At 41.0% G+C, this 23,953-nt stretch carries 16 protein-coding genes and 1 pseudogene; 4 read left to right on the forward strand and 13 right to left on the reverse strand.

The window, feature by feature from the left end; all coding sequences use genetic code 11:
- Window positions 1-263 precede the first annotated feature (263 nt).
- The gene (locus A7985_RS09140) at window positions 264-617 is read left to right on the forward strand and encodes a hypothetical protein (RefSeq protein WP_065790169.1); all 354 of its coding nucleotides are present in this window, start codon (window positions 264-266) and stop codon (window positions 615-617) included.
- Window positions 618-690: 73 nt separating this feature from the next.
- A pseudogene (locus A7985_RS26230) lies at window positions 691-861 on the forward strand (transposase); the annotation flags it as partial.
- Between the two features lie 62 nt (window positions 862-923).
- Here the strand turns inward: A7985_RS26230 and A7985_RS09145 are convergent.
- Window positions 924-1,127, reverse strand: a complete 204-nt coding sequence (locus A7985_RS09145; RefSeq protein WP_065790170.1) for a hypothetical protein — start codon at window positions 1,125-1,127, stop codon at window positions 924-926.
- 1,004 nt (window positions 1,128-2,131) lie between these two features.
- On the opposite strand from A7985_RS09145, the gene A7985_RS09150 reads away from it, so the two are divergent.
- Window positions 2,132-3,400: a hypothetical protein gene (locus tag A7985_RS09150; protein ID WP_065790171.1), complete on the forward strand. Its 1,269-nt coding sequence runs from the start codon at window positions 2,132-2,134 to the stop codon at window positions 3,398-3,400.
- A 476-nt stretch (window positions 3,401-3,876) separates the two neighbouring features.
- Here the strand turns inward: A7985_RS09150 and A7985_RS09155 are convergent, their stop codons facing one another.
- The 3 genes from A7985_RS09155 to A7985_RS09165 form a co-directional block, all read right to left on the reverse strand.
- A complete protein-coding gene (locus A7985_RS09155) occupies window positions 3,877-5,955 on the reverse strand; it encodes a hypothetical protein (RefSeq protein WP_065790172.1) in 2,079 nt (692 codons plus the stop codon).
- A gap of 327 nt (window positions 5,956-6,282) precedes the next feature.
- Window positions 6,283-7,467 carry an aromatic ring-hydroxylating oxygenase subunit alpha gene (locus tag A7985_RS09160; protein WP_065790173.1) on the reverse strand — a complete coding sequence of 395 codons (1,185 nt, stop codon included), beginning with the start codon at window positions 7,465-7,467 and terminating at the stop codon, window positions 6,283-6,285.
- Window positions 7,468-7,544: 77 nt separating this feature from the next.
- Window positions 7,545-10,667 (reverse strand): hypothetical protein, encoded by a 3,123-nt coding sequence (locus A7985_RS09165; RefSeq protein WP_218061289.1) that lies wholly within the window; start codon window positions 10,665-10,667, stop codon window positions 7,545-7,547.
- Window positions 10,668-11,689: 1,022 nt separating this feature from the next.
- On the opposite strand from A7985_RS09165, the gene A7985_RS09170 reads away from it, so the two are divergent.
- Complete coding sequence (locus tag A7985_RS09170; RefSeq protein ID WP_065790174.1) at window positions 11,690-12,115, forward strand: hypothetical protein; 426 nt, start codon at window positions 11,690-11,692, stop codon at window positions 12,113-12,115.
- Between the two features lie 54 nt (window positions 12,116-12,169).
- On the opposite strand, the gene asd is transcribed toward A7985_RS09170, so the two are convergent.
- The 9 genes from asd to A7985_RS09215 all read right to left on the reverse strand — a co-directional run bounded on the left by asd (window position 12,170) and on the right by A7985_RS09215 (window position 23,797).
- A complete protein-coding gene (gene asd, locus A7985_RS09175; RefSeq protein ID WP_065790175.1) occupies window positions 12,170-13,279 on the reverse strand; it encodes an aspartate-semialdehyde dehydrogenase in 1,110 nt (369 codons plus the stop codon).
- Window positions 13,280-14,156: 877 nt separating this feature from the next.
- Complete coding sequence (locus tag A7985_RS09180; protein ID WP_065790176.1) at window positions 14,157-16,871, reverse strand: TonB-dependent receptor plug domain-containing protein; 2,715 nt, start codon at window positions 16,869-16,871, stop codon at window positions 14,157-14,159.
- 81 nt (window positions 16,872-16,952) lie between these two features.
- On the reverse strand, window positions 16,953-18,569 hold the full coding sequence (locus tag A7985_RS09185) for a hypothetical protein (RefSeq protein ID WP_065790177.1): 1,617 nt from the start codon (window positions 18,567-18,569) through the stop codon (window positions 16,953-16,955).
- Between the two features lie 196 nt (window positions 18,570-18,765).
- On the reverse strand, window positions 18,766-20,070 hold the full coding sequence (locus A7985_RS09190; protein WP_065790178.1) for a tetratricopeptide repeat protein: 1,305 nt from the start codon (window positions 20,068-20,070) through the stop codon (window positions 18,766-18,768).
- A gap of 21 nt (window positions 20,071-20,091) precedes the next feature.
- Window positions 20,092-20,697 carry an energy transducer TonB gene (locus A7985_RS09195; RefSeq protein WP_065790179.1) on the reverse strand — a complete coding sequence of 202 codons (606 nt, stop codon included), beginning with the start codon at window positions 20,695-20,697 and terminating at the stop codon, window positions 20,092-20,094.
- Window positions 20,698-20,706: 9 nt separating this feature from the next.
- Window positions 20,707-21,117, reverse strand: coding sequence for an ExbD/TolR family protein (locus tag A7985_RS09200; RefSeq protein ID WP_039610430.1), 411 nt, complete (start codon window positions 21,115-21,117; stop codon window positions 20,707-20,709).
- Between the two features lie 16 nt (window positions 21,118-21,133).
- Window positions 21,134-21,661 carry a MotA/TolQ/ExbB proton channel family protein gene (locus tag A7985_RS09205; protein ID WP_065790180.1) on the reverse strand — a complete coding sequence of 176 codons (528 nt, stop codon included), beginning with the start codon at window positions 21,659-21,661 and terminating at the stop codon, window positions 21,134-21,136.
- Between the two features lie 3 nt (window positions 21,662-21,664).
- The gene (locus A7985_RS09210) at window positions 21,665-23,032 is read right to left on the reverse strand and encodes a MotA/TolQ/ExbB proton channel family protein (protein ID WP_065790181.1); all 1,368 of its coding nucleotides are present in this window, start codon (window positions 23,030-23,032) and stop codon (window positions 21,665-21,667) included.
- A gap of 12 nt (window positions 23,033-23,044) precedes the next feature.
- Window positions 23,045-23,797, reverse strand: a complete 753-nt coding sequence (locus tag A7985_RS09215) for a DUF3450 domain-containing protein (protein ID WP_065790182.1) — start codon at window positions 23,795-23,797, stop codon at window positions 23,045-23,047.
- Window positions 23,798-23,953: the final 156 nt, after the last annotated feature.

Consider the following 23,953-nt stretch of genomic DNA (forward strand, 5'->3'; position numbering starts at 1 on the left):
AAAACAAATGTATTTTTGGTTTTTGTGATTTTGGCTCGAAAATTTATGACGTCCAGTATATATGGGGCTTTCAGAGGAATCGAAAGTTGGATTTCAGAGTTTGGTTAATTCTAGAAATGAACGACCCCTTACACTTACACAGATATATTTGAAGGTATTTTAAGTATGGCCCCCAAAAAATGGTGGCCATTTGGTGGCGTCGAAATGCCTTTCTTTAATCGATATTATATTCATGATAACTTTAAGAAAACGGTAACTTACAAATGATAACCATTAAGAAAACACTTGGTTTTTTTATACTTTTAATCTTATCAGGGTGTATAGATCCGAAACCTCAGCTTCTTATAAATGGGTATCATTTATCCTCTACTAATGCTAGTAATACATATGTAACGAAAGGTTATGAAGTTATTATACATTCTGATGTTCTTCATGTTGAAGTAGTTGAGCATTTCATAATAGGTAAAAGGCAATTACCAGAACATCCCGACCATAATGAACTAGATGTTGCTGAAGGGTATTTTATTATTGACACAAAAAATGGCGAAGTCAGCTTAGGTGTAGACAAAAGTACGATATTGAAAAGCACTAATGGGAAATACAAAATTGATTGGTAAAGCTGTTTAGAGCGATAAATATGGTCGTATTTGTATTTATGAAGACTCCTATCTTAAATTTTTATGCGGAGAGGATGAAGCAACGCTGGCAGCGTGTTTAGCGTATGTGGATTTAAACCCAGTAAGAACAAAAGTGGCGGAGACGCCCGAAGAGTCATGCCACACCAGCATTAAAAAACGTATTGAAACAGTAAAAGCGGGTACACAACCTAAGTCACTTATGCGTTTTGCAGGTAACCAAAAGCCGACCTTTTCACCATTGTAAAACATGCAAGGTTGAGTATTTTCAATTCCAGTTGAAGCAATTTAAATATAGCCGAAGAATTTATTACCTTTAGCGTCGGAAAACTGTGCTTTAACAAGTAAGTCAGAGTTAGGATCAAACGCATCAGATTCAGAAGCAGGACTTATAACAGTTTCATCGACTGTGTCATCTTTCCAATTTGGAAATTGCCAAATGGTATGTTCGAGTAGATCTTGAGCTGTTATTTCCCAAATAAATTTACTCACGGCTCTCCTTATACTGCTAACGCCTATCATAAGCGGTGGATAATACTTGGCTAAAATTGGCGACGAAGGAGCGCAAGCCTGCTGTTTTGCGTCCTTTGGTTAGGAATTTGCTATGTGATGACTAATGCTGATTAGTCTGGAACTGAACTAATTTTGACTACGCTAGCGCAACTAACAACCCAAGCTCTGGAAAGAAAGCATTTAAGTATGCTGATGCATGGAGCAAGCAAGTGAATAAGCTTCCTTATGTTGCGTTAGAGTCAGGAGTGCAGGCTGCCGCGAAATGGAACATGTATTTAAAAACCAAAAAATATAGAAAACTAGCTGAAAAAGAACGATCTAGAATTGACAGCATGTAACACGCGCATTTTCCCGGACTGTCAGAAGCTACATAATTCAGCTAACCGACATGACAGTCCAATCTCAAACAAATTTAGATTATGTTAAATAAATCAAATTTCAACGTTGTTTGGAATTCCCGAGTATCTAACTCAACTTAACTTTCCCTTTATATATCAAGAATCACATCTTACCCACCCAAACACTTCAACCGTTTGTGCAGTAACAAACACAACCGTTTTTCCGCTCGTATCTAGCAAACCGTTTGCAACAGGTATATTACATGAGCATGAGTGGGGCGGAGGGTTATCTAAAAACAGGTTTGGGCTCGAAAATTAGTAGGCCGAGCATTTATAGGGCTTACAGAGGAATCTAAAGTTGAATTTCGTGGTTTTGTTAAATCCAACAATGAACAATTCCTTACGATAGCTGAGTAGCAATCCAAATTTTGGTTTTAAAGGCCAATACATTGGTAAAATGTGTGGTAAAAATTACCCCAAAACTAACCTTGAATTTGTGTCGAGCACATCTTACGCTACTGAATATTCAATCGGCTTTACTTATCATTCGTTACCTTATAAAACCGCTTTTGTAAACCTGATTGAGGGAGTAATTATTTGGAAACTACCTTACGCTCATAGATTTATGTCAACAAGGAGACGTACATGAAATTTAAACTATATGCAGCGATAGTCGCAGTATTTCCTGCAATCTGTCATTCAAATAGTCCAACAGAGCCCACTTTAAATGCTCTGAATGAGTATTATTCATCAGCATCAAGAATAGACCAACGAGTAGCCAAAGCACTGGTGTATTTTCAAGGTGGGCTAGATGAGTGCTCTTTAGAAGTGCCTCAAGTAGACGGTAGTACACTTTTGGATGTCTGCCCATTAGCAAATGCTTACGGCGTAGACAATGTTATTAGACTGGGTGAGGGGCAGTATCAAATAAATTTGAGTACTGAGTTAGAAAATAATCAGTACATTGCTCAAGTAACAGGTACAAATACGCTGCGGGAAGATGGTTTGTTCAATGCTGACCTAAGGCCAGGAAGCAGAACGCGGCGTTCATTAATTGTTGAGTGTAAAACAGCAGATACGTCAGTGCCGGTCGACTGTGACGGTAATGTGGAAGTGTATGGACAATTGAGCGCCCACGAATATCAAAGTGAGTTAAACAGAAAACTACAGGCCGCACATGATCTATTATCTAGTATATTAAACAGCGTTTCTGTGATTGAAGGGCCGCCGGGCCGAGATGGTGTCGATGGGTTAAATGCCCAAGCAATCAGCGTTAAAGACAATGGTGACGGGACTATCACCCTTGAGAATGTAGAACAAGGAAGCATAACAATTAACCTCCCTAAAGGTCTGGATGGTCTCAATGGCAGAGATGGAACAGACGGCACCAATGGCGTGTCACTATCACATTCTTGGAGCGGTACAACATTGTCAATTACCAGCGCATCAGGGACATCTTCTGCTGATTTGAAAGGAGAAGCAGCGAGTTTACCTCCCGGTGGCAAACCGGGCCAAGTTTTGAGTATAGGTCAACAAGGTCAATATACTTGGGTAGATCAACCCAAAACAATGGGAGCGACAGCCATTGTAAGGTTTAAAGGTGGTATTAGCGATTGCCCAGTGAATACCGATTGCCCAATAATAGGCGAGTACAACGTCGCTAGAGTGCATCATTATAAAAACTATTTCTACCGCATTTACTTTAAAACCCCAATGAGCAATGATAATTATGCGTTTAATTCAAGAGGTGGTGCATGGTGGGGATCAAATCAAAGTGGTAGTGAACTAGTCGAAGAAAAAAACCATACAACTCGTACAAAGCAATACATAGAAATTGTTGGGACAGACTACGTGAATGCATATGAATATGCTTATCGAGGTCAAGTATTTATCTATGACTTAAAAAACGAATAGTTCTGAGCCGGTATTTTATTATTTAAAGCATAACCAAGACGCTCAGCAGGCACACTGTCTTTGTTCTTAAAACCACATTAAGTCCGATACTGATTAGTATCGGATATAGTAAACACCTAATAAGAGACTTTATTTCAAAAGGTTAGTCCTTTCCATCTTAATAGTATCGGAAATTACCAATTTAACATAACGTAAATTATGGGATATATTGTACTCGATTATTGAGGACTCAATGGAATGTCTCTCTATTATAAAAATACGCCAATTTGTAGTACTTGCTTGTTAGTCTCGCATCTCGCTTTGCAACTCGTACAAAATAGTCTCAACATCCCATAGTTATTAGCATGTCAATTATTCAGGCTTAAAACTTGCGCTAAGTTATCCCAATTTAATTTCACGTTCTTTATGACTACATTAAAGCTACACATAAGAGTTAAAGTGAATGGCACTTAAAGTACCAATCACCTCCAATTCAATTAGTTAATTCGATAAATTTCCAAATCATCAAAATGGAGCTCACTGTCGACTTGCCATTTTGTTGAATACAAATAGACTTGTAAAACATGTCCAGCAGTATTTGGCGCTGTAAACTCCATCGTTAACGGCGACCAATCTCTGTTTGTTGTCGTCATTTGCGCAAGTGACTTTTTGCTTGTTGCGTCATAAATCATAACTCGGCCGCCAGCATCACCAGAAAATACACGTACCATGGTTTCTAGTCGATACGTCGCACTCGGTTCATAATCAAAAACCTTTTGTGCAACTTGCCAACCATATGTCGGTTTATTTTTAACCGTTAACCCTTGCGACCCACTAAAAGCACTATTGGGGCTTAAAAATACGGTATCAGGCGTTGACTGCCAATGCCGCCAACCTTCAGGTAATGCATTTGCTAATGCAACATCAAATGGTTGCTCATACACTTGATAACCTTTTATAAGCTGTGCAATTGCCCCCATGTAATATCGCTGCCCAACACCCTGTATTGCATCATACATTTGATTTAACTTAGCTTCAGAATCATGATAAATACTGGGCTTGAACTCTGCCAACTGCATCCACCATCTAAGAGAAGTAAGCGACTCTGAGGCATAGCACTTATTTACATGCATACTAAAGTTATCGCAGTGCGAAATCATAAAATCTGCGGTATTTGCAAAGTTAGTCATTTCCGCTTTGTTAAAACCCAGCCCTGCTTTATAACTACTCACCGTTGCGGCAACATCGAGATTACCGTGGCTGGTATCTTCTGTACCGGTCCAATTTAAACCATCACTAATTGTGTCTCTGTCAGTCAGGATGCTCCAGTAGCTCCATTCATATTTATTTGCTGGCACGCCAGAATTAGCTTGAAAGCGCCCTAGTGTTAAACTACTTTTAAACGCTTCAATTAGTGCTTGCGCCATATATTTATGATGCGGATCGCCGCTTTCTATCTGAGCAAGCTCTGCGTAGGTGCGCTGCAGAGCAAGATATTGATTATGAGGTAAAGATTGACCCGGCTTTCGGCTAGAGGAATCGTCTGGAAATAAATAAACAAGGTGACCACCTAGCGTACTGTACAGATCTTTCTCCCATTTAGGGAATGTATGATTGACCAAAAAGTCATAGTAGTTGTCTGCTACGTGACTAAAACGTGAATCTAACCGCCCTGTCTTCGCCAGTTTTATAAATTTGGCCATGGGCGCTGTGATCATGCCATCGTGTACTAGATATTCTCGCCATGACTTAACACGAATGTTGTCAAAGTGAACAGTACAATTTTTGCGATAGTCTGAGGCGTAGAGTCGCACTTGCACGTCGTTCCTTGGGTCTGAAGGTGTAATAAAGTCTGCAATGTGATACTGGTAAGTCTGCGAGTCAATATAAGTGTTCATAAGCACTTTTCTTTCAGTAAAGTCATAGACTTGCACTAGGCCTCGTACACCAGCGTCACAGTTTTCAATCTTCGCATGAAAATTAATTTGATATTTGCTGTTGGGGTCAAAGTGCGAGTTGGATTTATGTGGGTTTCTTAAAGGCGTTTGCAGAACGTGCCAACGATTTGTGTCTGGTGCAGTTTTAACTGTAAAAGCAGCTAAACTCTTTCCATCTTCAAATTTATCAATAGTATTTCGATACGCAGTTTCAGGAGTTGACTGCCATCGCGACCAATTTGCTGGCAAAGTGCTGTCTTGTTTATCAATGGCTTCAGCGCCATAGTTTTGAATAGCGTCTATGGAGTACACCCACTCACCCCACCCGTCATATCCATCTGTGCCCATGCCCGTATCATCCCTTGCAAGGGCCAGCGCTTTATCAGCCCGTGATATGAACACGTCCAAATACTTGGTATCTTTTGTTCCCAAGTACATTTCAAGCAAAGCATCCAAATAATAAGCTTCAGCCCAAGCCAAATTACTTGAGCGGCTGAAACTATCTGGGTACTGTGCCTGATATTGCGCGCTGATTAAATCAAATTTTTCGGTCCATTCACTCTGAGTGTGCTCGGCGCTTACACCACATGCTGCCAGTAGCAAAATCGAGAGTGAGACCTTTTTAACTATCTTCTTCATAAAGCATCCTTTTTAAGATAAGTTCATTCGAAGCGATTATATTGCCCTAAAGTTTTTACTTTAAAAGTCGCATGCCAATGGCACTTTCTCGCTTTAATTTTGAATATATCGACTTTTCATTATGAAGGGTGGCAATGACTATCACGTATAACGAAGATAGGTTACAAAGGTTACTGCAAGGCTAAGAGTTCATATCCGATGTGCTTAAGGACAGTGCCCAATAGCTCTATACTGCTGGGCATCATTAAGCTTAAGTTCTCAACTATAAAAGTGTGATAAAGCCATAAGCTTGCCTAAGTTACATCGTGCACTTTCACCAAGCTTAAGTTACTTCTCATCTCCACTTTCACTTAAAAATAATTTTGCTTTAGGTGCTTCGTAAAAACCACTGGTAGGCGTGTTGAACAAACGGCTTCCTAAAAACTGATGAAAGTCGGCAACGACTTTTTCCATTGTTACTAGCTTTCCACCTCGGGCAAGGGTTGACCCCATGCCTTTTTGTACACGCTCACAAATCTCTTTATCCTCAGCAAAAAATGCATCAACAAATGCTTTTTCTGCTTTATCTTCTGCGCTAACTTTCACATTTGAAATGCCGGCCGAACGGACAATACACTGCTCGCTACCTTGAGGTAACACTTGAACCCAAGAGAGGCTCTCTGAGGTCAGTATCCCCACAAACGAGGGTGGAATAGATATAAGTACATAGTTATCAAATACCTTTGGATAACTTCCTCTAAACCACTTAGCAAGTTTACTTGCGGTATCTTTCATCTCGCCACCTGTTAAAGTCCATTCTGAATAACCAGCAATATCAAAAGCCTGCCGAGTGGGTGTTACAGTTTCTAGGGTCGTTTTATGCACTTTAAACAAATGATAACTTTCCATGGCGTTTTCCATGGCGAGCTTCCAATTCGCATTCCATAGTTCCGCTTTGTCTGAACGGTAGCCATGTTTAAATTCAGGTAAACCGAAGTGATACAAGTAGTCGTCAATGCCTGCAAGGCGCTTACTGAGTGAATCGATAGGCTCACCAAGATGCACGAATAACATGCCATGCCAGCTTTCAAGGGAGAATTGCAATAAACAATGCGCCTTTTTATCTATATTGACGTTACCCGTAAAAGGTGCGCCTTTAAAATCACCATCGTCTGAGTAAGTCCACGCATGATATGGACAAACGATATTTTTTTCTACGTTACCAAACCCTTCATCAAGTAAGATCGTCCCTCGATGTCGACACAGATTTGATAGCGCCCTCACAGTCCCATCTTGGCCTCGGATAATTACGATAGGCTCATCTGCCAATGTAAAAGCAAAATAATCTCCTGCTTGATTTAGCTCTTGTTCACTCACAATAAAGACCCATTCGTTTTTAAATATTTTCTCCATTTCTAGGACGTATGTGTCTTGGTGTTTATAAACAGCAAAAGGCAGTGAGTAGGCCTCCTCAATAGGTGCCTGAGCTATTTGCGCATAATCTGCCAAAAGTTGCGATGAATAATTGCTCATATCTTTACCTGTTAGTTGGCTCAAATGTTCGAAAATACTTTGTCTTTTGTGCGAGTAATAACGACTTCAGAAGACGTTTAAATTTCATCGCCATTTAACATTCCATCCAAATCGAAATCCAATGCGGCTTGCCAGCCCTTACCTGGAATAGTGCAAGTAAAAGTTAAGCTATTCCCTTCCTCTGCACCGATATCTAATAACTGTGCAATCGTCAGGCGACTTTCAAACGCTCGATCACTTCTATAGTTGTTTTGTGCATGGTCAAAAAGGAAACCCCGCGGTTCGTTATCTACAACACCCAATACTATCAGATCACATTCAGTCACCTGCCCACCCAAAAGTTTCGATACAAAAGGGGTACTCGCTCGTTGCTCAAAGAGTGAAACTCTTGATTTAACTGCTTCTAATGTATTTTGAGTAACGGTAATTTGTTGGCCAACAATTGGCGCTAGATCATTATCAAACTCCATCATGTAATCAACTAACCCCTGCCGAGTCTTTTCGTCGGGAATACCTATTGCACCGACATTAAAGTGACAGCCATACCGTTCATCCGCCCCTTCAGGACAACCTTTCTCACCATTGTCAAAAACCCCACCTTTAAGGAAGTTTAGCAGTTGATCCGTCGCACCATCGTGCAAAAAGCCAAAGCCCCGAATTTGGTCTCCTTGGTGTTCTTTAGTATGAGAAGGTAAAAAGCCTTGGCGGTCCGGTAAGCCAAACATACCAACACGTGTATATAAGTTTCTTAATTGCGGAACCTTCAAAATTTGGATTTCTCCTCCATGCGCTATTTCACCACGGCTACCATAGAACCCTTTCGAAGGATCTACACCATGACAGCCCTCGCAATTTACTCCGTCGACGTTATCACCATTTAATGGCGTATCTTGTGCTGCACCATCAGCGCGTCGCTCGCCATGAAAGAACTGTTCGCCTATATGCGCGGAAGATGATAAGGAGTTGTCCAAATTTCTGATTGGGTTGGGCGGTAGAGCAACTTTAAGCATAAAATCAGCAAACTTATCCATGTCTTGTTCAAGCTGTTGAACTTCTGCCGTTTTATTATTTGCATCTACTGTTTCAGGAAGTGAGATATCAAGACCCATCAATCCTTCAAAAGCAACAATGAAATTTTTAAAAGAAGTACGCTCGTCTAAAGTTTGCTTAACATCATTGCCGAAGTAGCCCACAGAGCGATCACCACGCCAATGCATATGACCATGATGCTGCATCCCCCTCAGCGTTTGCGTGCCCATTGGCCCCTTCATAGCCGCGAAACTACGTTCATCACCATTGCCATTGATGATCTCTAGGAGTTGACAGCTTTCATCCTCAGGACCCACTAACAAACACCCTAACTCCGATAAATTTTGAGTAGGAAATGGCTGTGGGTTCTTTTCATTTTTGGCGTCGGGGTTTCCTAAATTCCAACTTAGATGATCCGTATCACCAAAGATATGGCAACTAGCACAAGAAGACTCTCCATTGGAAGAGGAACGATTTGCATCATAAAGCATATGCCTTCCTGCCATGTAGTCTTTAGGCTCGAGCGTAGGCATAGTAAGCCGTTGAAGCTCGGCACCAGTTGTTGTGTTGATGTGGACGAGACTGTTATCAAATCGTGTGAAGACATATAAGGATTCTTGTTCTTCATGCAGCAAAAGCCCAACAGGCCCACCCGCCACAGACAAGTATTGCGCGCTGGCTGTTTTCGGATCGAACTCTTCTCCTTTGTTGTCCCAGTATCGATCATTGCTCAATGTGCTTGTTGAGAATATCGCGACTTTATTGGACCCGATGACTGCACTGTATATAAGCTTGCCATCTGCGCTCACCGCAAGTTGTAAAGGTGTGGACAAACTATACTGTTTGATTGAAGCGTTACCTTTCAAGTCGTCGTAATCTAGGTGCCTATTTAGATGCCTAGGGCGTACATTGCCCGTTGACGGGTTGATAACCGTAATACGGCTTTTGGCAATATTTCCTTGTACGGTTGAGCCTGCAAAATTTCCAGCCCCTTCGAATCGAGTTGCATTGTTTGCGTCAGTATTGGACACGAACAATTCGCCAGTTTTTGGGCTGACGGCAATGTTAAACAGGGTCGTGCCAACATGATTAAAACTAGAAGTCTTCTTATGTGTGTCTGAGCTAATTGCGAAAACATCATGATCTGGCAAACGAAAACGAATGCCGTTAGAGAAGTTGCGCCCTTTCGTATCTTGCCACTGCCCAGAGCTACGATCATATTGCACAATCATGCTCGTCCAAGGTTGATACTCTCCCTCAGAGTTTACGCCAGGCGCCGTTCTCCCTCCCGGTAGGTAACCATCGTTCAGCCCATTTGGAGAGCTAACTTCATCTAATACTTTACAAGGCACGGCCCCGTACTCATCGTCCTCAAACCCAGGGCACATAACCGCCTCATGAACAGCTGTCGTTTGATTACCTGAGTTCAGTACCGCAGCGTACACGGTTTCTTCATCTAACGAGACAGCAAGCCCTCTTAATGTATCCCCAAACATTGATGCAATTTCTACGGGCTTTCCACCTATATTTTTGCCCAAATTCTCTGTGTCGAATATCCATATATCCGCGCGCCCTACCCCTGAGGTATGTAATTTAGGGTCTCCAGCTCCTTTAACATTTTCCAAAGCTGGGGCAAACCTTTGCTGGCCTCGATGCGCGGTTGTGATAAATGCCTTATTCTTAGCAAAAACAATATCTCTTGGCTCATCCCCAACCAATAACGTACGAACAACCCGCGCTGGTGAACGCGACAAATCGACGATACTCACTGAATCAGATAAGTGATTAACAACCCATGCTTGGTTATTTTTTATCGCGACAGAGACTGGCTCTAATCCGACATGTACGCTTTGCAAAAAGGAAACTTCACCGCCATTTCCAATAGAATATATCTCAAGGGTATTGTTGGACGTATTCGTTAGAAGTAATCGCTTGCCATCTACTGTTTTCGCTAACGGCCTTACTGGCGCAGACTCAAAGCCGATATAGTCAGATTTAGCGTCAGGAGGGGCGACTTTCACTGGTATTGCCGGTGCTACTGGCGTTTCTGGCACAGTAGGTGTTACTGGGGTCTTAGACTCAGGGTTGGCTGCTTCACCACTACCGCCACACCCGGTCAAAAGCATCAGATATAGAATACTAATGAGTTTCTTGTTCTTAATTCTATCCACTTTAACTTCCATACATTTTCACATTGACAATTTACAGATTAGATCAGCGCACAATAAATTGTCAATATGGAAATATATTGGATGGAGCGCTTTTCGGAGCGCGATGATTTAAGAGTGTTTTGTATAAGATATGCTGAAATTTACTATGACCACATTGCCAAAGAGCAATGATAAAAGGTGATGAGTGCCTTCTAGCAAATTGGGGGACAGAATATCACACAATAAATTGTCTAATTGACAATTTATTTTATAGATCATGTTTAGTGTCACAGATTATTCAGCGTGACTGTGTCATTGATAAGTTATTTAGCTGCGCTCAATGTTACTCACTTAGAATATCTAGGCAGTTTAACAACCAGTTGTTGTCGCTTTAGGCCATTTCATATGCAAACATGACGGTGTTATTAAGCATGAAAACTTACTTAAAACTATATTGGTGCTTTGCAATCTTGATAGATCAGTGATCCTCAATTAGCTGACTAATATGACTAAAATCTCATTATTTATTAATTTGAATTAATGGGTGGTTATTTATAATAAGCACACTCTTAAGATAACTTTTAATATAAGTACTAAAATACGCTTTAAAATTTTACAACAACTTTATAGCTATCAGTTAAAATGAAATCGAATTAAAACTGTATACTTTTTATTACAAAAAGCATTTCGTACCTGTTTTAGTTCTAAACATTGGCCGGAAATATAGCGTATTTAAACGCTGCTAAGCTGTGCCTCAAAGGATCTATATTAGAAATATTTCCTATATCAGGTAAGGTAATGAAAGCGTGATACCCATGTTTTCTCCTTTTAGCTCACGCCTTATAACTTGGGTAAAACGACAACATAACGGCATGTTGAGTCATATATAGTTCCTTTACCCCCGCTCATATATAAATATGTACAAACGTAAAAAAGTAAATAAATTGTAACATAAAGTGGGTATTTTTTTGCTCATTTGATTGTTATACATAGAGTCAGTTATGTGGAAGTTCGTTTATTCAATAAAAAATAAGGAGTTAGTTATGAAGAATACACTTTTAGCAAGTACGCTCTTAGTTGGCATGATGAGCTTCGGTGCGTTAGCGTCCGAGCAAACTACACAATCTACAGATGGAGTACTCAAGTACTCTTACAATTTTGTCTATTTAAAATGTGAATCCACGTCTTGCAATGGACTTATCACACGCTGGTATCCCATGAAAGTTTACTATAAGTCTATCCCTGGTATCCCACCTTACTCGGAAGCAAGACTTTACTGGAATCAGAATGTGCCAGCAGATATTCCCGCAGGAAAAAGAATTGCTCACACGATAGGAGCTGAATGTCCAGATGGTTCTAAAATGACTGCTAAGTGGTTCTTAGATAGCAAATTCAAACCAGTCTCTGCTTTAGCGACTGATTGTAGTGGTATTGAACATACTTACAGCGTGCATGAGTTTCATTTTTAACCACACACGCCAGCTCTAAAAAAGCGCCTAGTTTTCGCAACTAGGCGTATTCTATCAACCAGTGATAATACGGAGCATTCTGCGTAAAGGCTCTGCAGCTCCCCATAACAGCTGATCACCAACGGTGAACGCACTGATATATTTATCACCCATCGAAAGCTTTCTGATCCTGCCGATAGGGATATGTAAAGAACCTGTCACGTTAACTGGTGATAACTCCTGCTCTGTAATGGATCTTTCATTAGGGATGACTTTAACCCATTCATTGTGATCATCAAGTATCTTCTCAATATCGCTGATCTCTACGTTTTCACGAAGTTTTATCGTCAAAGCTTGAGAGTGACAGCGCATTGCTCCGACCCTTACACAAAGTCCATCCACTGGTATTGGCTGCTTTACAGAGCCTAGGATTTTGTTTGCCTCGACCTCAGCTTTCCACTCTTCTTTACTTTGGCCAGATTCCATTGGAACATCAATCCATGGGACCAAGCTCCCAGCAAGCGGCACACCAAATTGATCTTTGGGCAATGAATCGGACTTGAGTTTGTCAGCAACTAACTTGTCAATTTCAAGGATAGCTGAAGACGGGCTCTCCAATTGAGATTTAACACTCTCATGAATGTCGCCCATTTGTGAAATCAGCTCTCTCATGTTGCGCGCTCCAGCACCTGAAGCAGCTTGATATGTCATTGGGCTTATCCATTCGATTAAGTCTTTTTCAAACAAACCGCCCAAGGCCAACAACATCAAAGAAACGGTGCAGTTTCCACCCACAAAAGTTTTAACGCCTTGCTCTAGCCCTTGCTGAATCACATCGTTATTGACTGGATCTAAAACAATAATACTATCAGCGGACATCCGAAGCGCTGAAGCGGCATCAATCCAATATCCTTCCCATCCAGCATCACGCAATGGCTGATACACTTCCTTTGTATAATCTCCCCCTTGACAGGACACGATGATGTCCATTTTTTGTAAAGAAGGAATGTCAAAGGCATTATTGAGTGGTTTAGCCTCGCCACCGTACGTAGGGCCAGGTTGCCCAGCCTGTGACGTCGTGAAGAAGTGCGCACTAAGATGAGAGAAATCACCTTCAGCTACCATACGCTCCATTAGAACAGAGCCAACCATGCCGCGCCAGCCAATAAATCCAACATTATTCATTACATTACCCTTATTTTGTTTAAATTTCTCATTGCGTGAGGGGTACGTCTAGACGTCTAAAGTAGCAAAATAATTCCACCAGCTCTAGTACTTTCTTTTGCGAATTTTAAATCTATGAGTTACGTGTGGATCTATGTATTGAGAAGAACGCGACAGAGTCCGTTTTGACCATTGTTTTAACTTGATGATAGGCGCGTAAAACGCCCAAATTCTGGGTTCCGGCGATGAACTGAGTATTTTGAATGAAACGTTGAAGTCTGAAGATGAAGGACTTATCAGGCAAAAGTTAATCTTGTGCTCGTAAAGGCGTTTAATTCTTATAAAAACACAATGGCATTACTTTGACACGATCATACTGTCTCTTTTTATGGAGATATAACTTTGCGCTGAAGCTGTTATTTCAAAGAGCAATTAAAAAACCCCGCAATTAGCGGGGTTTGGATACAACATGTAAAGGTTGCGTCCGAGCTCAATGCTGCGCATCAAACTAGAACTCTGTGCAGAAGAGATGTTTAAATAGTGTTAACACCTATTCTAAAATCGGTAAGGATATGCGATAACCCTTTTGTGTTAGCTATTATGAGTCACTTTAATACTATTTTCAAGTAAAATTCTTTCATAAAATTGATCTAGGTTATAAAAAAAATCTAAATTTAATATATGTTTACGCTTACGTAAATGTCATATTTTTCACGTGAAAGTCTTTCTATTTATTAGATTTTATTTTTACCTTTTTTAATGACGAGAAAAAACCCTATATATTTATAGAATTTTTAAATGAGTATATTAAACACAATTGTGAATAATTAATTAATAATACCAATTAAATAAAAAAGCCGCTATAAAGCGGCCTTTTGTTAGCTGATATATTCAACAATTAGAATTCTATTGCAAAGTCTAGGCTAACCTGTTGCGCAGTCTCTTTTTGACGAATCAGCACATCGTTTTGCTCAACTTCAAAATCTTGATCTAGCAGATTTTTCACTTTGAATGTAACTGTTGTGCTAAACGTTGGGTAGTAGCTGTATACCAAATCCAGTGAGTTGATAGGTTGCTCGTAAGCATCATCAAACCCATTAACACCCGCAGCTAGGATACGATCACCAAAGACATTGTAGATAACAGACGCTTGGTGGTTCCCATCATGAGAATCGTAGTTTAACTGCAAGTTAGCAACGTATTCAGAATGACCTGTCATGCGGCGCTTAAGGTTTGTTAAATCACCACGTGCACTCTCCAAAATCTCAACCTCTGAATCACTCAAAGTTAAGTTACCAGATGTGAAAAACGCACCGCCTAGGAAATCTGACGATAGCTCAACAAGCCATTCGGCTTCTATACCGTATACGTATGCAGAGTCAGCGTTTTCAAATTCCAGAGTGAATCGGCCATCACGTTCATTAAGCTGCGCTTCAATCGGCTTATCGATGTCCTTATAGAAAGCACCAACCGAGAAGTTATCACCGCTTTCAAAGTAGAACTCAACACGTACATCAAAATTATCTAGGTTACTAGAAACAAGCGTTGGGTTACCCAGTGTTCTGTAGTCTGTTAACGGATCTTGATACTGAACAGGTGTCAATTCACGAAGGTCAGGTCTTACGATAGTTTGACCCCAACCAGCACGCACCTGATAAGTTGGTTGACTGTAAGTCATCGACAATGAACCAAATGTATCATCTTGCATCACAGTTGCTTTTTGAATTTCTTCAGCGCTGAGCGATTCTTGTAGTAGCGCAGGATCAAACACTGAACGAGAGTAAGCAAGCGCGACTTGTCTGAAATCTTCGTATCTCACACCACCTGATACGCGCCAATCATTCGCAAATACGTAATCAAAGCTACCGTAGTATGCATCGATTTTCTGTGCTGCGATATAGTCATCTGCATTCGGCTCTTGGAACTGAATTTCGACCTCAGTGCTATCTACGCGAGAGTCGTCTCTGAAATAGCTACCAATACCTAATGCTTCATCTCGATTCGTAGCAAGCGTTAGCTCTTCTGTAGGACCAAAGCGATATTTGAAGAAGTCAGTACGGTACTCACGTGTTTTATCAACAAAGTAACCACCCCCTTTCAATTCAACTTCAGATGAATCAAAGTAGAACGCTTTTGACAAATTCCAACCGAAGTTTTCGACTTGGTCTTCCATATCAACAAAGCGATATAGGAATGGATCACCACCAAGTGCACCACTTGTGTAAGTGTCTGTATACACACCATCCGTATAGCGGTCACGCGCCGTGATCTCTAATTCACTCGGGATATTTGTAGTTGCCGTTGAGTCAGTGTAGTGCCAGTCAAAACCCACACCTTTAATGAAATCATACTCTATATTGTGAGTACCACGGAGCTGTATCACTTCAAGCTCACGCTCTTCAAACGAGGTGAAGTTTTTACGTATAATTTCTCCACTTGCAATACTCAAAGACTTAGAAGGTTCTTGGTAAAGCGAAATAGACGCTTCATCCTCTGTGTCTTTCAGCTTCATATAGCTTGCATTTAAATCATGGCCATCTAGTTTATAGCCAAGATTAAATGAAGTATTGAGCTTCACGTTTTTCTTTGTCGACTCTTTGTCATTTCTTGATGAGTAACATTCGAGGTCAGATTTAGCACAGTCTTCCGCCTTAGCTTCTGTTGAAGCTAGTACCGCAGTGTAGCCTTTACTATGAGTCCATTCGTGATCATACGCGGCTGAGAATAAAAAGCCTAACGAGCCACCGAACCCAAATACGTCGTCAAAACGATCACCATATACCAGCTTACCGCCAACATCCGGATCTAAGCTCTTCTCGACCATACCAAAGTCGCGATGCAAGGATTTAGTCAACGTCTTGTTGATCGCAATGGCTTCAGCTTGAGAAACGTCAGTCCCACGCTCTTTAGATTCAACATCACGAATATTCAGCACAGAAATATCAGAAATACCATTCACGTAGCGATTAAGAGCATCGGTCATTGCTCTAGGCATTGCCCTTAGACCGTCATCTTCACCTACCCAGTCATCATCACTGCCATTGTAAACAAAACCTGTATCGTTGGTATTTTTATGTGCAACACCTACTTCGATCTTAATTACACGGTCGTTTGGAATACTTTTTGTTCTGATATTAACATCACCGCCGCCAAATGCCGCTGGCATGTCAGGAGAGTATGCCTTTTGCACAGCCAGTGATTCGATAATACTTGAAGGAAAGATATCCAGAGGTATAACGTTACGCGTAAGATCAGGGCTAGGCACCTGAGCACCATTTAAGCGCACGCTTGAATATCGCTCACCTAGGCCTCGAACATAAATAAACTTATCATTTACCAAGCTTAAGCCTGTTACACGACGCAATGCAGAAGCAGCATCGCTATCACCAGTTCTAGAAATTTGCTCTGAACCCATGATATCAGCAACAAAAGCTTGATTCTTACGCTCTTCGATAACCGCGCTTGCACTTCCTTTTAAACGGCTACCAACAGCAACGACTTCTTCAATTTCTTGAGCAGTCTCCTCTGCCATTACACTTGCAGACAAAGGGCTCAAAAGAGAAAGCAAAGAAATAGTTATCAAATTTGTTTTGAACACTTTGATTGGTTTCATTTGTAATTCCTCTAAACCAAATATTTATTCACAAAGGGCGCTTTAAAGCGCCCTTTAACTGTTTTTTAGATATGGCTTAGATTATTGAGTACGCTTTACTGACTCAGCTACGAATTTAGCCCACTCAGTGTCAGTTTCGTCTTCACCTAGTGCACCGATGTAAGTTACGTCAGTGAAGAAAGAGTTGTCTTCGCTTAGCTTAGAAGACTCTACAGCTACGTTGTTACCATCTTTGTCTTTCATCGCGCCAAGCGTTGTTGTTAGATTCCCACTTAGTACATTTTCAAAGTTTGCGAATCCGACTAATTGGTTGCCGTCGTTTGTGAACCAATTTGCAATGTCAAAGCCTGCTAAGTCACCTTGAAGTGGTGTATTGATGTCTTCGAAGTTTTTAGCACATGCAAAGATTGAATTGTGGAATTTGATCTCACCAGCTTTAGCATTTGCGTGAACACCCGCAGCACTTGAACCGTCTTTCTTATTGAAAAGGTCAAAACATGCAGCACCGTCTTCTGTACCTTTACTTACGAATAGCATGTTGTGAAGTTGCGCTTTGCCCCACTCTTTCATTTCCATGCCAGCACCATGACCACGAGGGCCTTTGATACCGTTACTTACAACTGTCGCGTTAGCAATTGTTGGGTTTGAACCTGAAGTGGCGCGGTCAGAACCATCTGCTGTTGTAGGGTCTTCTTTACCACCATCAGTTTCGAAGCCGTGGTTACCTTGAGTCAATGTTTGAACTAGGATGAACTGGCCATTACCTTTCCAACCCGTGTCCCAGTCGATGCCGTCATCACCAGTTTCAGTAACAACAACGTGCTTGATGTTAACTTGACCGCCGAATAACTCGATACCATCATCGTAGCCACGGTGAATGTGGATATACTCAATTTTAGTACCAGAACCAACCGCGTTTAGTGTGATAGAGTTAAGCTCATCACCTTCAACACCATTACCTGCATACTTAACAACTACGTGTTTTAATGTACCACTGTCATCAGTGTCGTCATTGCCACCGTAGTATGAAACAACACCTTCAGCAGCGATGTTACACATGCCCGTTTCAGCTTCAGTTTTAGAACATTCAACTGTTGTCGCCATACCGTTGATCTGGATACCACCCCAGTCCTGCATCGCAGGTGTAGTAGCGTCGTCTTCGTCAATTTCGAAGATTGAAGTAAATGTGATTGGCTTGTCTACTTCACCTACCGCGTGGATGTTAGCACCACGAGCAACGCGAACAAAGCTGTCAGCTTTTGTAAATGCGATTGTCGCACCAGCTTCAATCGTTAGCGTAGGACCATCCAAGTCAATTGAACCACCCTTTGAAGTATCAACATCAGAACCTACGAACAAAGCGCCTTCGAAAATGTGTGCACCGTTATCTGGCAAAGCTTTAATTAGGAAAGAAGCATTGATGTCTTTTCTGTCACTTGCAAAAGCTTGGTTGTACTTACAGTTTTTACCGTCTTGCTGACCAGAGAATACAGTACCGTCTAATGTGTAAGTAGCACACTCTAGTTGTACTTCTTTGTCAGGTTCAACTGGCGTAGTACCTGGGTTTGTTACATTATCTACAGAGTTATCAACTCGGTTATCATTTGTAGTTGGGTTAACGTTGATGTCACCACCACAGCCAGCAAGTACAAGAGCAGAAGAAATTAAGCTTACTTTAAATAAACCAGAAAGGTTCATGTTGGTCTCCAAGAAATATAATTGTTATAACCGTATTTATTTATTGGAGCTAGGTTAGAATTATCGTGTTACAGATGGGTTACAGATTTTATAATTTAAAATGACAAATCGAATTTTAATTAAAAAGTTAATATTAAATAAAATAATAAAAGCCGCCCGAAGGCAGCTTTGGTGTTGCGAATATAAAATATATTATTTATAGCGTAGCTTGCTTCAAACTGAGTTCATGTAACTTCTCTTTCTGCACGTATTTAATCCATTGACGTGCAAGCTTTGCTGATTTTTTATGCTTTTCAGCTTGCTCAAATGCTAAAATAGATGCGTCAAAATTCTTTAAGTTATATTGTGCCATGCCAAGTGCTACATATGCATTGGACTCAAAGCTCAAACTACCTTTATCAAGCGCCGTCCTGGCGGCATCAGCCGCATCATCATAGTTTTCCATATTGATGTAGACTTCAGCAAGTCGCTGTTGAAAGTTCCCATGCTCAACAAGTTTGTCGGCTGCTTCGAAAAATTCAATTGACTTCTTGTCGTCCTTAGCTTGGACATAAGCTTCCGCTATAAAGGATAAATTTTTAGCGGAGCTCTCTATAACATTAGAATCAATACCTGATTTTAATGTTTGTGCTGCTTTAAAGGGCAAACCATTATAAAGATATACTTGAGATAACTGCAATACCTCAGTTTTAGTTTTAATAAAACCACGTTGCTTTGCTGTCTCTAGTATCGCTAGCTGCTTCGACTCTTCGCCAACTTCACCGTACATACCGCCAAGTTGAATCCAATACTGAGGTTTATCAAATAACTTAACCATTTTTTCAATGGTTTTTATTACATCCTCAGGTTGGTTTAATGAATAATATAATGCTCTTTGTAAAACTAACCAATTTTCTTTTGGCACTTCGTTTTTAGATTCGGCCAAGTCAATTGCGCTATTAATATTTTCCAAAGCTTCTTTATAATTTTTGTTTTGGTATAAAGCTTGCGCTTTTAACGTATAAAAATTACTTTTTATTGGCTGAGTATTTAAATTTTTCCAATCGTCTAAATATTCAACTGTTTTGGCATAATTACCATTTGCCATAGCTAACTGCGCAAGGCTGAAAGTAGTCGATAGTTTTAACGACTCTGGAATTGCTTCTTCAGCAACCACTTTTTCAAAAGAAGCGATGGCATTTACCAAGTCATTCTCGTTATAGTATATGAATCCATAGAAGTTGTGCATCATCGCCACTTCATATGAGTTCATACTAGAAGCACGCTCCTTAATTGAATCTAAAACCTCTAGACCTTCCTTAACATTACCTTCGTCCGCCAGCTTTTGAGCTCTTGCTAGTTGGCTGTATACTTTTTCACGTAGTGCAGGCACACGCTTTGTTTTGGTCTGTGCGTAAACCGTCGAAATGGATACGTCAGGCAAAACAGAAGTCATTGTGATAGCTGCATTGACCGCAACAGCACTAATACTGAGCACGAGTAAATTTTTAATCACTTTCATAATTCAAACTCCTAAATTTCATTAACCGTTGATTTGGAATGAAATCTTATTTTGAACGCCTGCAACTTCTACGGCTTCACCATTCACTACACGAGGTTTGTATTTAAACTTAAGGGCCGCTTCTAATGCCGCTCGGTCGAATATATTCTCAGGTTCAGCCTGTAGTACTTTAGGATCACGTACCGTACCTTGCTTGGTCACCACAAACTCCACAAGCACATACCCTTCAATACCTCTGGACAGTGCGCGACGCGGATAAACAGGTGCAACCTTTACAATTGGTAAATACTCTCCATCGCTAGATTCCAAGGCCAAACCGCCCGCTAGGTCCACATCGGCATCAACATTGGCAGAGAAATCAAAGTTTGAAGCACCCGCATCTAAATTATTAGCCTGCATTTGAGGCGCATCCATAGGAGGTGGCGGCTCTTTCGGCGTTGGCGGCTTCTCTGGTTTTCTTTCCTTTTTTTGGACTGTTTCTTCTTTTTTCAATCTCACAAAATCAAGCACCTTGCCTTTTACGGGCTCAGTGGCGGTACCTTCACCGCCAGTTATCAGTGCTTGCATTCCGAGAAATAGAAAGAAAGTAACAACACCAGCAATCAATAACGCAACAATATAACGCATCGTTTTACCTTAAGATTCTTGGGCGGCGATTGATACATCAAAGGCACCTGCTGCTCGTGACGCATCCATTACCTTAATTAATATCTCAGTAGTCGCTTTTTTGTCAGCTTGAATAACAACGCTACCTTGAGGGTTCTCTGCTTTTAAACGTTCGATATTTGCTTGAACAGCGCGAATGTCGATTTGACGTTTATTAATCCAAATCTCTCCCTTGTCTGAGATAGCCACTAAAATATTAGCTCTTTGCTTTTTAACAGCGGTCGCAGCTTCTGGGCGGTTAACATCAATACCAGCTTCTTTCACAAACGAAGCGGTTACAATAAAGAAGATGAGCATGATGAATACAACGTCCAACATTGGCGTCATATTGATTTCTTCAGTTTCTTCTTCTTGAAAAACTTTTGCTAATGGAGCTCTCATTTTTACCTCTAATTCTCTAGTGATCTAACAGCAGCTTATCTTCTAATAGCTCAACTTCACGTTTCGCTTTTCTTTGCAAGTAGGTCGAAGCAAATACACCGGATAGTGCAGCTACCATGCCTGCCATTGTTGGAATTGTTGCTTTAGATACGCCAGCAGCCATCGAACGCGCGCTGCCAGAGCCTGTTATTGCCATTACGTTAAATACTTCAATCATGCCTGTTACAGTACCTAGCAGACCAAGTAGAGGACATAGCGCAACCATAACGTTGATAAAAGGTAAGTTGTTATTCAACTCAATACCGGCTTTTGAAATCATTGCTTGGCGGATTTGCTCAGCATTCCAGCTATTTCTTTCACTGCGACCTTGCCAACCTGCAACAACTTGCTTTTTATAACTACGATATTTCCCAAAGAAATACATAAAGCGCTCCAAGATGAGAAGCCACATAGCAAATGTAACCGCTCCGATGACCAGGAGAACCTGGCCACCCGTATCGAGGAACTCTTGTAGAGCAGTTATCGCATCTACTAGAAGTACCATTGATTACGCTCCCTTCTCGCTACGTTCAGCGATAATACCAGCGCTCTGCTCTTGTAGAATGAGTAGCAGATTGCGAGAGCGAGTATTTAGAATTGTGTACAAGAATACGGTTGGAATTGCTACAACAAGGCCAAGTACTGTTGTTACAAGTGCTGTTGAAATACCACCCGCCATCAATTTAGGGTCACCGGTACCGAATAAAGTGATAGCTTGGAAGGTATTAATCATACCCGTTACTGTACCTAGAAGACCTAGTAGTGGTGCGACAACAGAAATAATCTTAATGAGTGTCAGGTTACGCGTGATTTTTGGCATCTCTCTCAAGATTGCTTCACTTAACTTCAGCTCTAACGTGTCATAAGCAACATCAGGGTACTGGTCTTTCACTTTCATTACGCGACCAAGTGGGTTGTCTTCTTTAGCCACTTTATCTTTAAGTTGACGTTTAATTTTTGCACCCATTAGCATCAAAGAAACAAAACGCTCAAGTGCTATCAGTAGCGCTAACGCACCAACTGCTAAAATAACGTAACCAACGACACCGCCTTGTTCGACTTGCTCTTTGGTATTTGGCGCTTGTACAAGCAAGCCCAGAATTGAGCCACCCGTTGGGTCTAAAGCGAAATCAACTTTACCTGAGGTTGCACCCTGCAAATCTCCGGCGCTTTGCTGGAAACGTGCAACTGGCTGACGCGTCAATTCAGCGATTGTATTTGTCTCTGGACTATAGGTAAGGTATTTACCATCTGCGATGAGGTTAAATGCACCAACACGCATGACTTCTTTGCTTACTTTAGAGCCGCCATCAACGATGACTTCTGACGTATAGCGAGATACCTTGCCTTGCTCCGTCATTTCACGTTGCAATTCAAACCAGACTTTTTCGATATCCTCAATGGAAGCTAACTTAGAGGTAGATCCCATTTTTTTGGCCATCTCGTCCATTACATCGCTACGATTCGAAAATTCTGCAGACACAACTGATGTTCTGAATTTCGAGCTTGCATCACCTGATGCCTGCTGGAGCACACCAAACAACTCTTTTAGTGACCCCATTCTTTTTGACAGCGTATCGCTTAAGTTACCCAGTTTAATTTCGTTCTCTTCAAACTGCGTTTCCATACGCTCAGAGCGGCTTAATTGATTATTGCGTTCAGATTTCAGCTCATTAAGCATTCTGATTTGTTGGTTTTCTTGCGACTTAAATTGCGCTTCACGTTGTTTATTTTCTTGAGATTGGGCTACCTGACCTGCTTCTAAGGTCTTAAGAAGAGAGTCCAAGTCCATTGCTTTCTCAGCAAAAGCCGAACCAGATAGAGCAAATGCAGAAACGAACAGTGCTTTACGGCTAAACGATTTTAAAAAGCTCATTAGTAATACCTCTTATTGAGCAGCTTGGATTGGAAGAGTTAACATATCCGGTGCTAGCTGTTTGCGAGCAATGCGCACACCTTTGTTGATTTGACTGATGTTTGTATTTGGCAGTGCATCAAACTGTTTGGTGTCTTTATTCCAGCTACCCGCTTTTGCCGAGTCTTTTGTAACGTACAACAGCTCTAAGCGACCAATACGAAGCATGTCTACTTCACGCTCTTGACCGTCAACATCTATTAACGTCGTATACGCTTCAATTGTACGTCCGTACTCAACTTCTACTTGATAAGCTTCAAGCACACGTCTGAATTTCTCACTCGATGTGATATCAGCTCTGTCCATCATTGTTTTAAGTGTTGCGATGCGGTTTGCACGCTCATCTTTTAAGAAAGGTACATCTAGCGCAACAAATTGCTCTAGTCCCGTGATCATGCGGAGCATTAACGGCGTGATCTGGCGTTCAATAACAGAGACCTGGTCCATAGAAGCGTTAATTGCTGCCATTTCTTCAAGTTGGTTGTTAATTTGCTTATCTAATTGGTTGTTATAAACAACAAGGCCTTCAATTTCCTTGTTCAGCGTTCTGAATTGCTGCAGACGAGACTGCATATTATCTGAGATCGCATCGATCTTATTTTGAGAAGTTAGCGCTGATTTGTTGATTTCAGAGCTAGAGTCTATTACTTGATTGAGATCGTTTGCCTGCGCACTGCTTGCTACTGCAAACGCGCCCGCTAAAAGCAATTGGTTAACGCACTTCATCTCACACACCCTTAATAATATTTGCTTGTTCCAATTTTGAAGTGTGTGCAGTTTAAATATGAAAAATGACAACCGTGTTGCGCGTTCAATACAGTAATGTTACAGCTGTAATAATATTTTAAAGGTGGGTTTATTCAATATATTTAAATATTAAAA

This window comes from Pseudoalteromonas luteoviolacea, assembly GCF_001696455.1.
Lineage (GTDB): Bacteria > Pseudomonadota > Gammaproteobacteria > Enterobacterales > Alteromonadaceae > Pseudoalteromonas > Pseudoalteromonas luteoviolacea_C.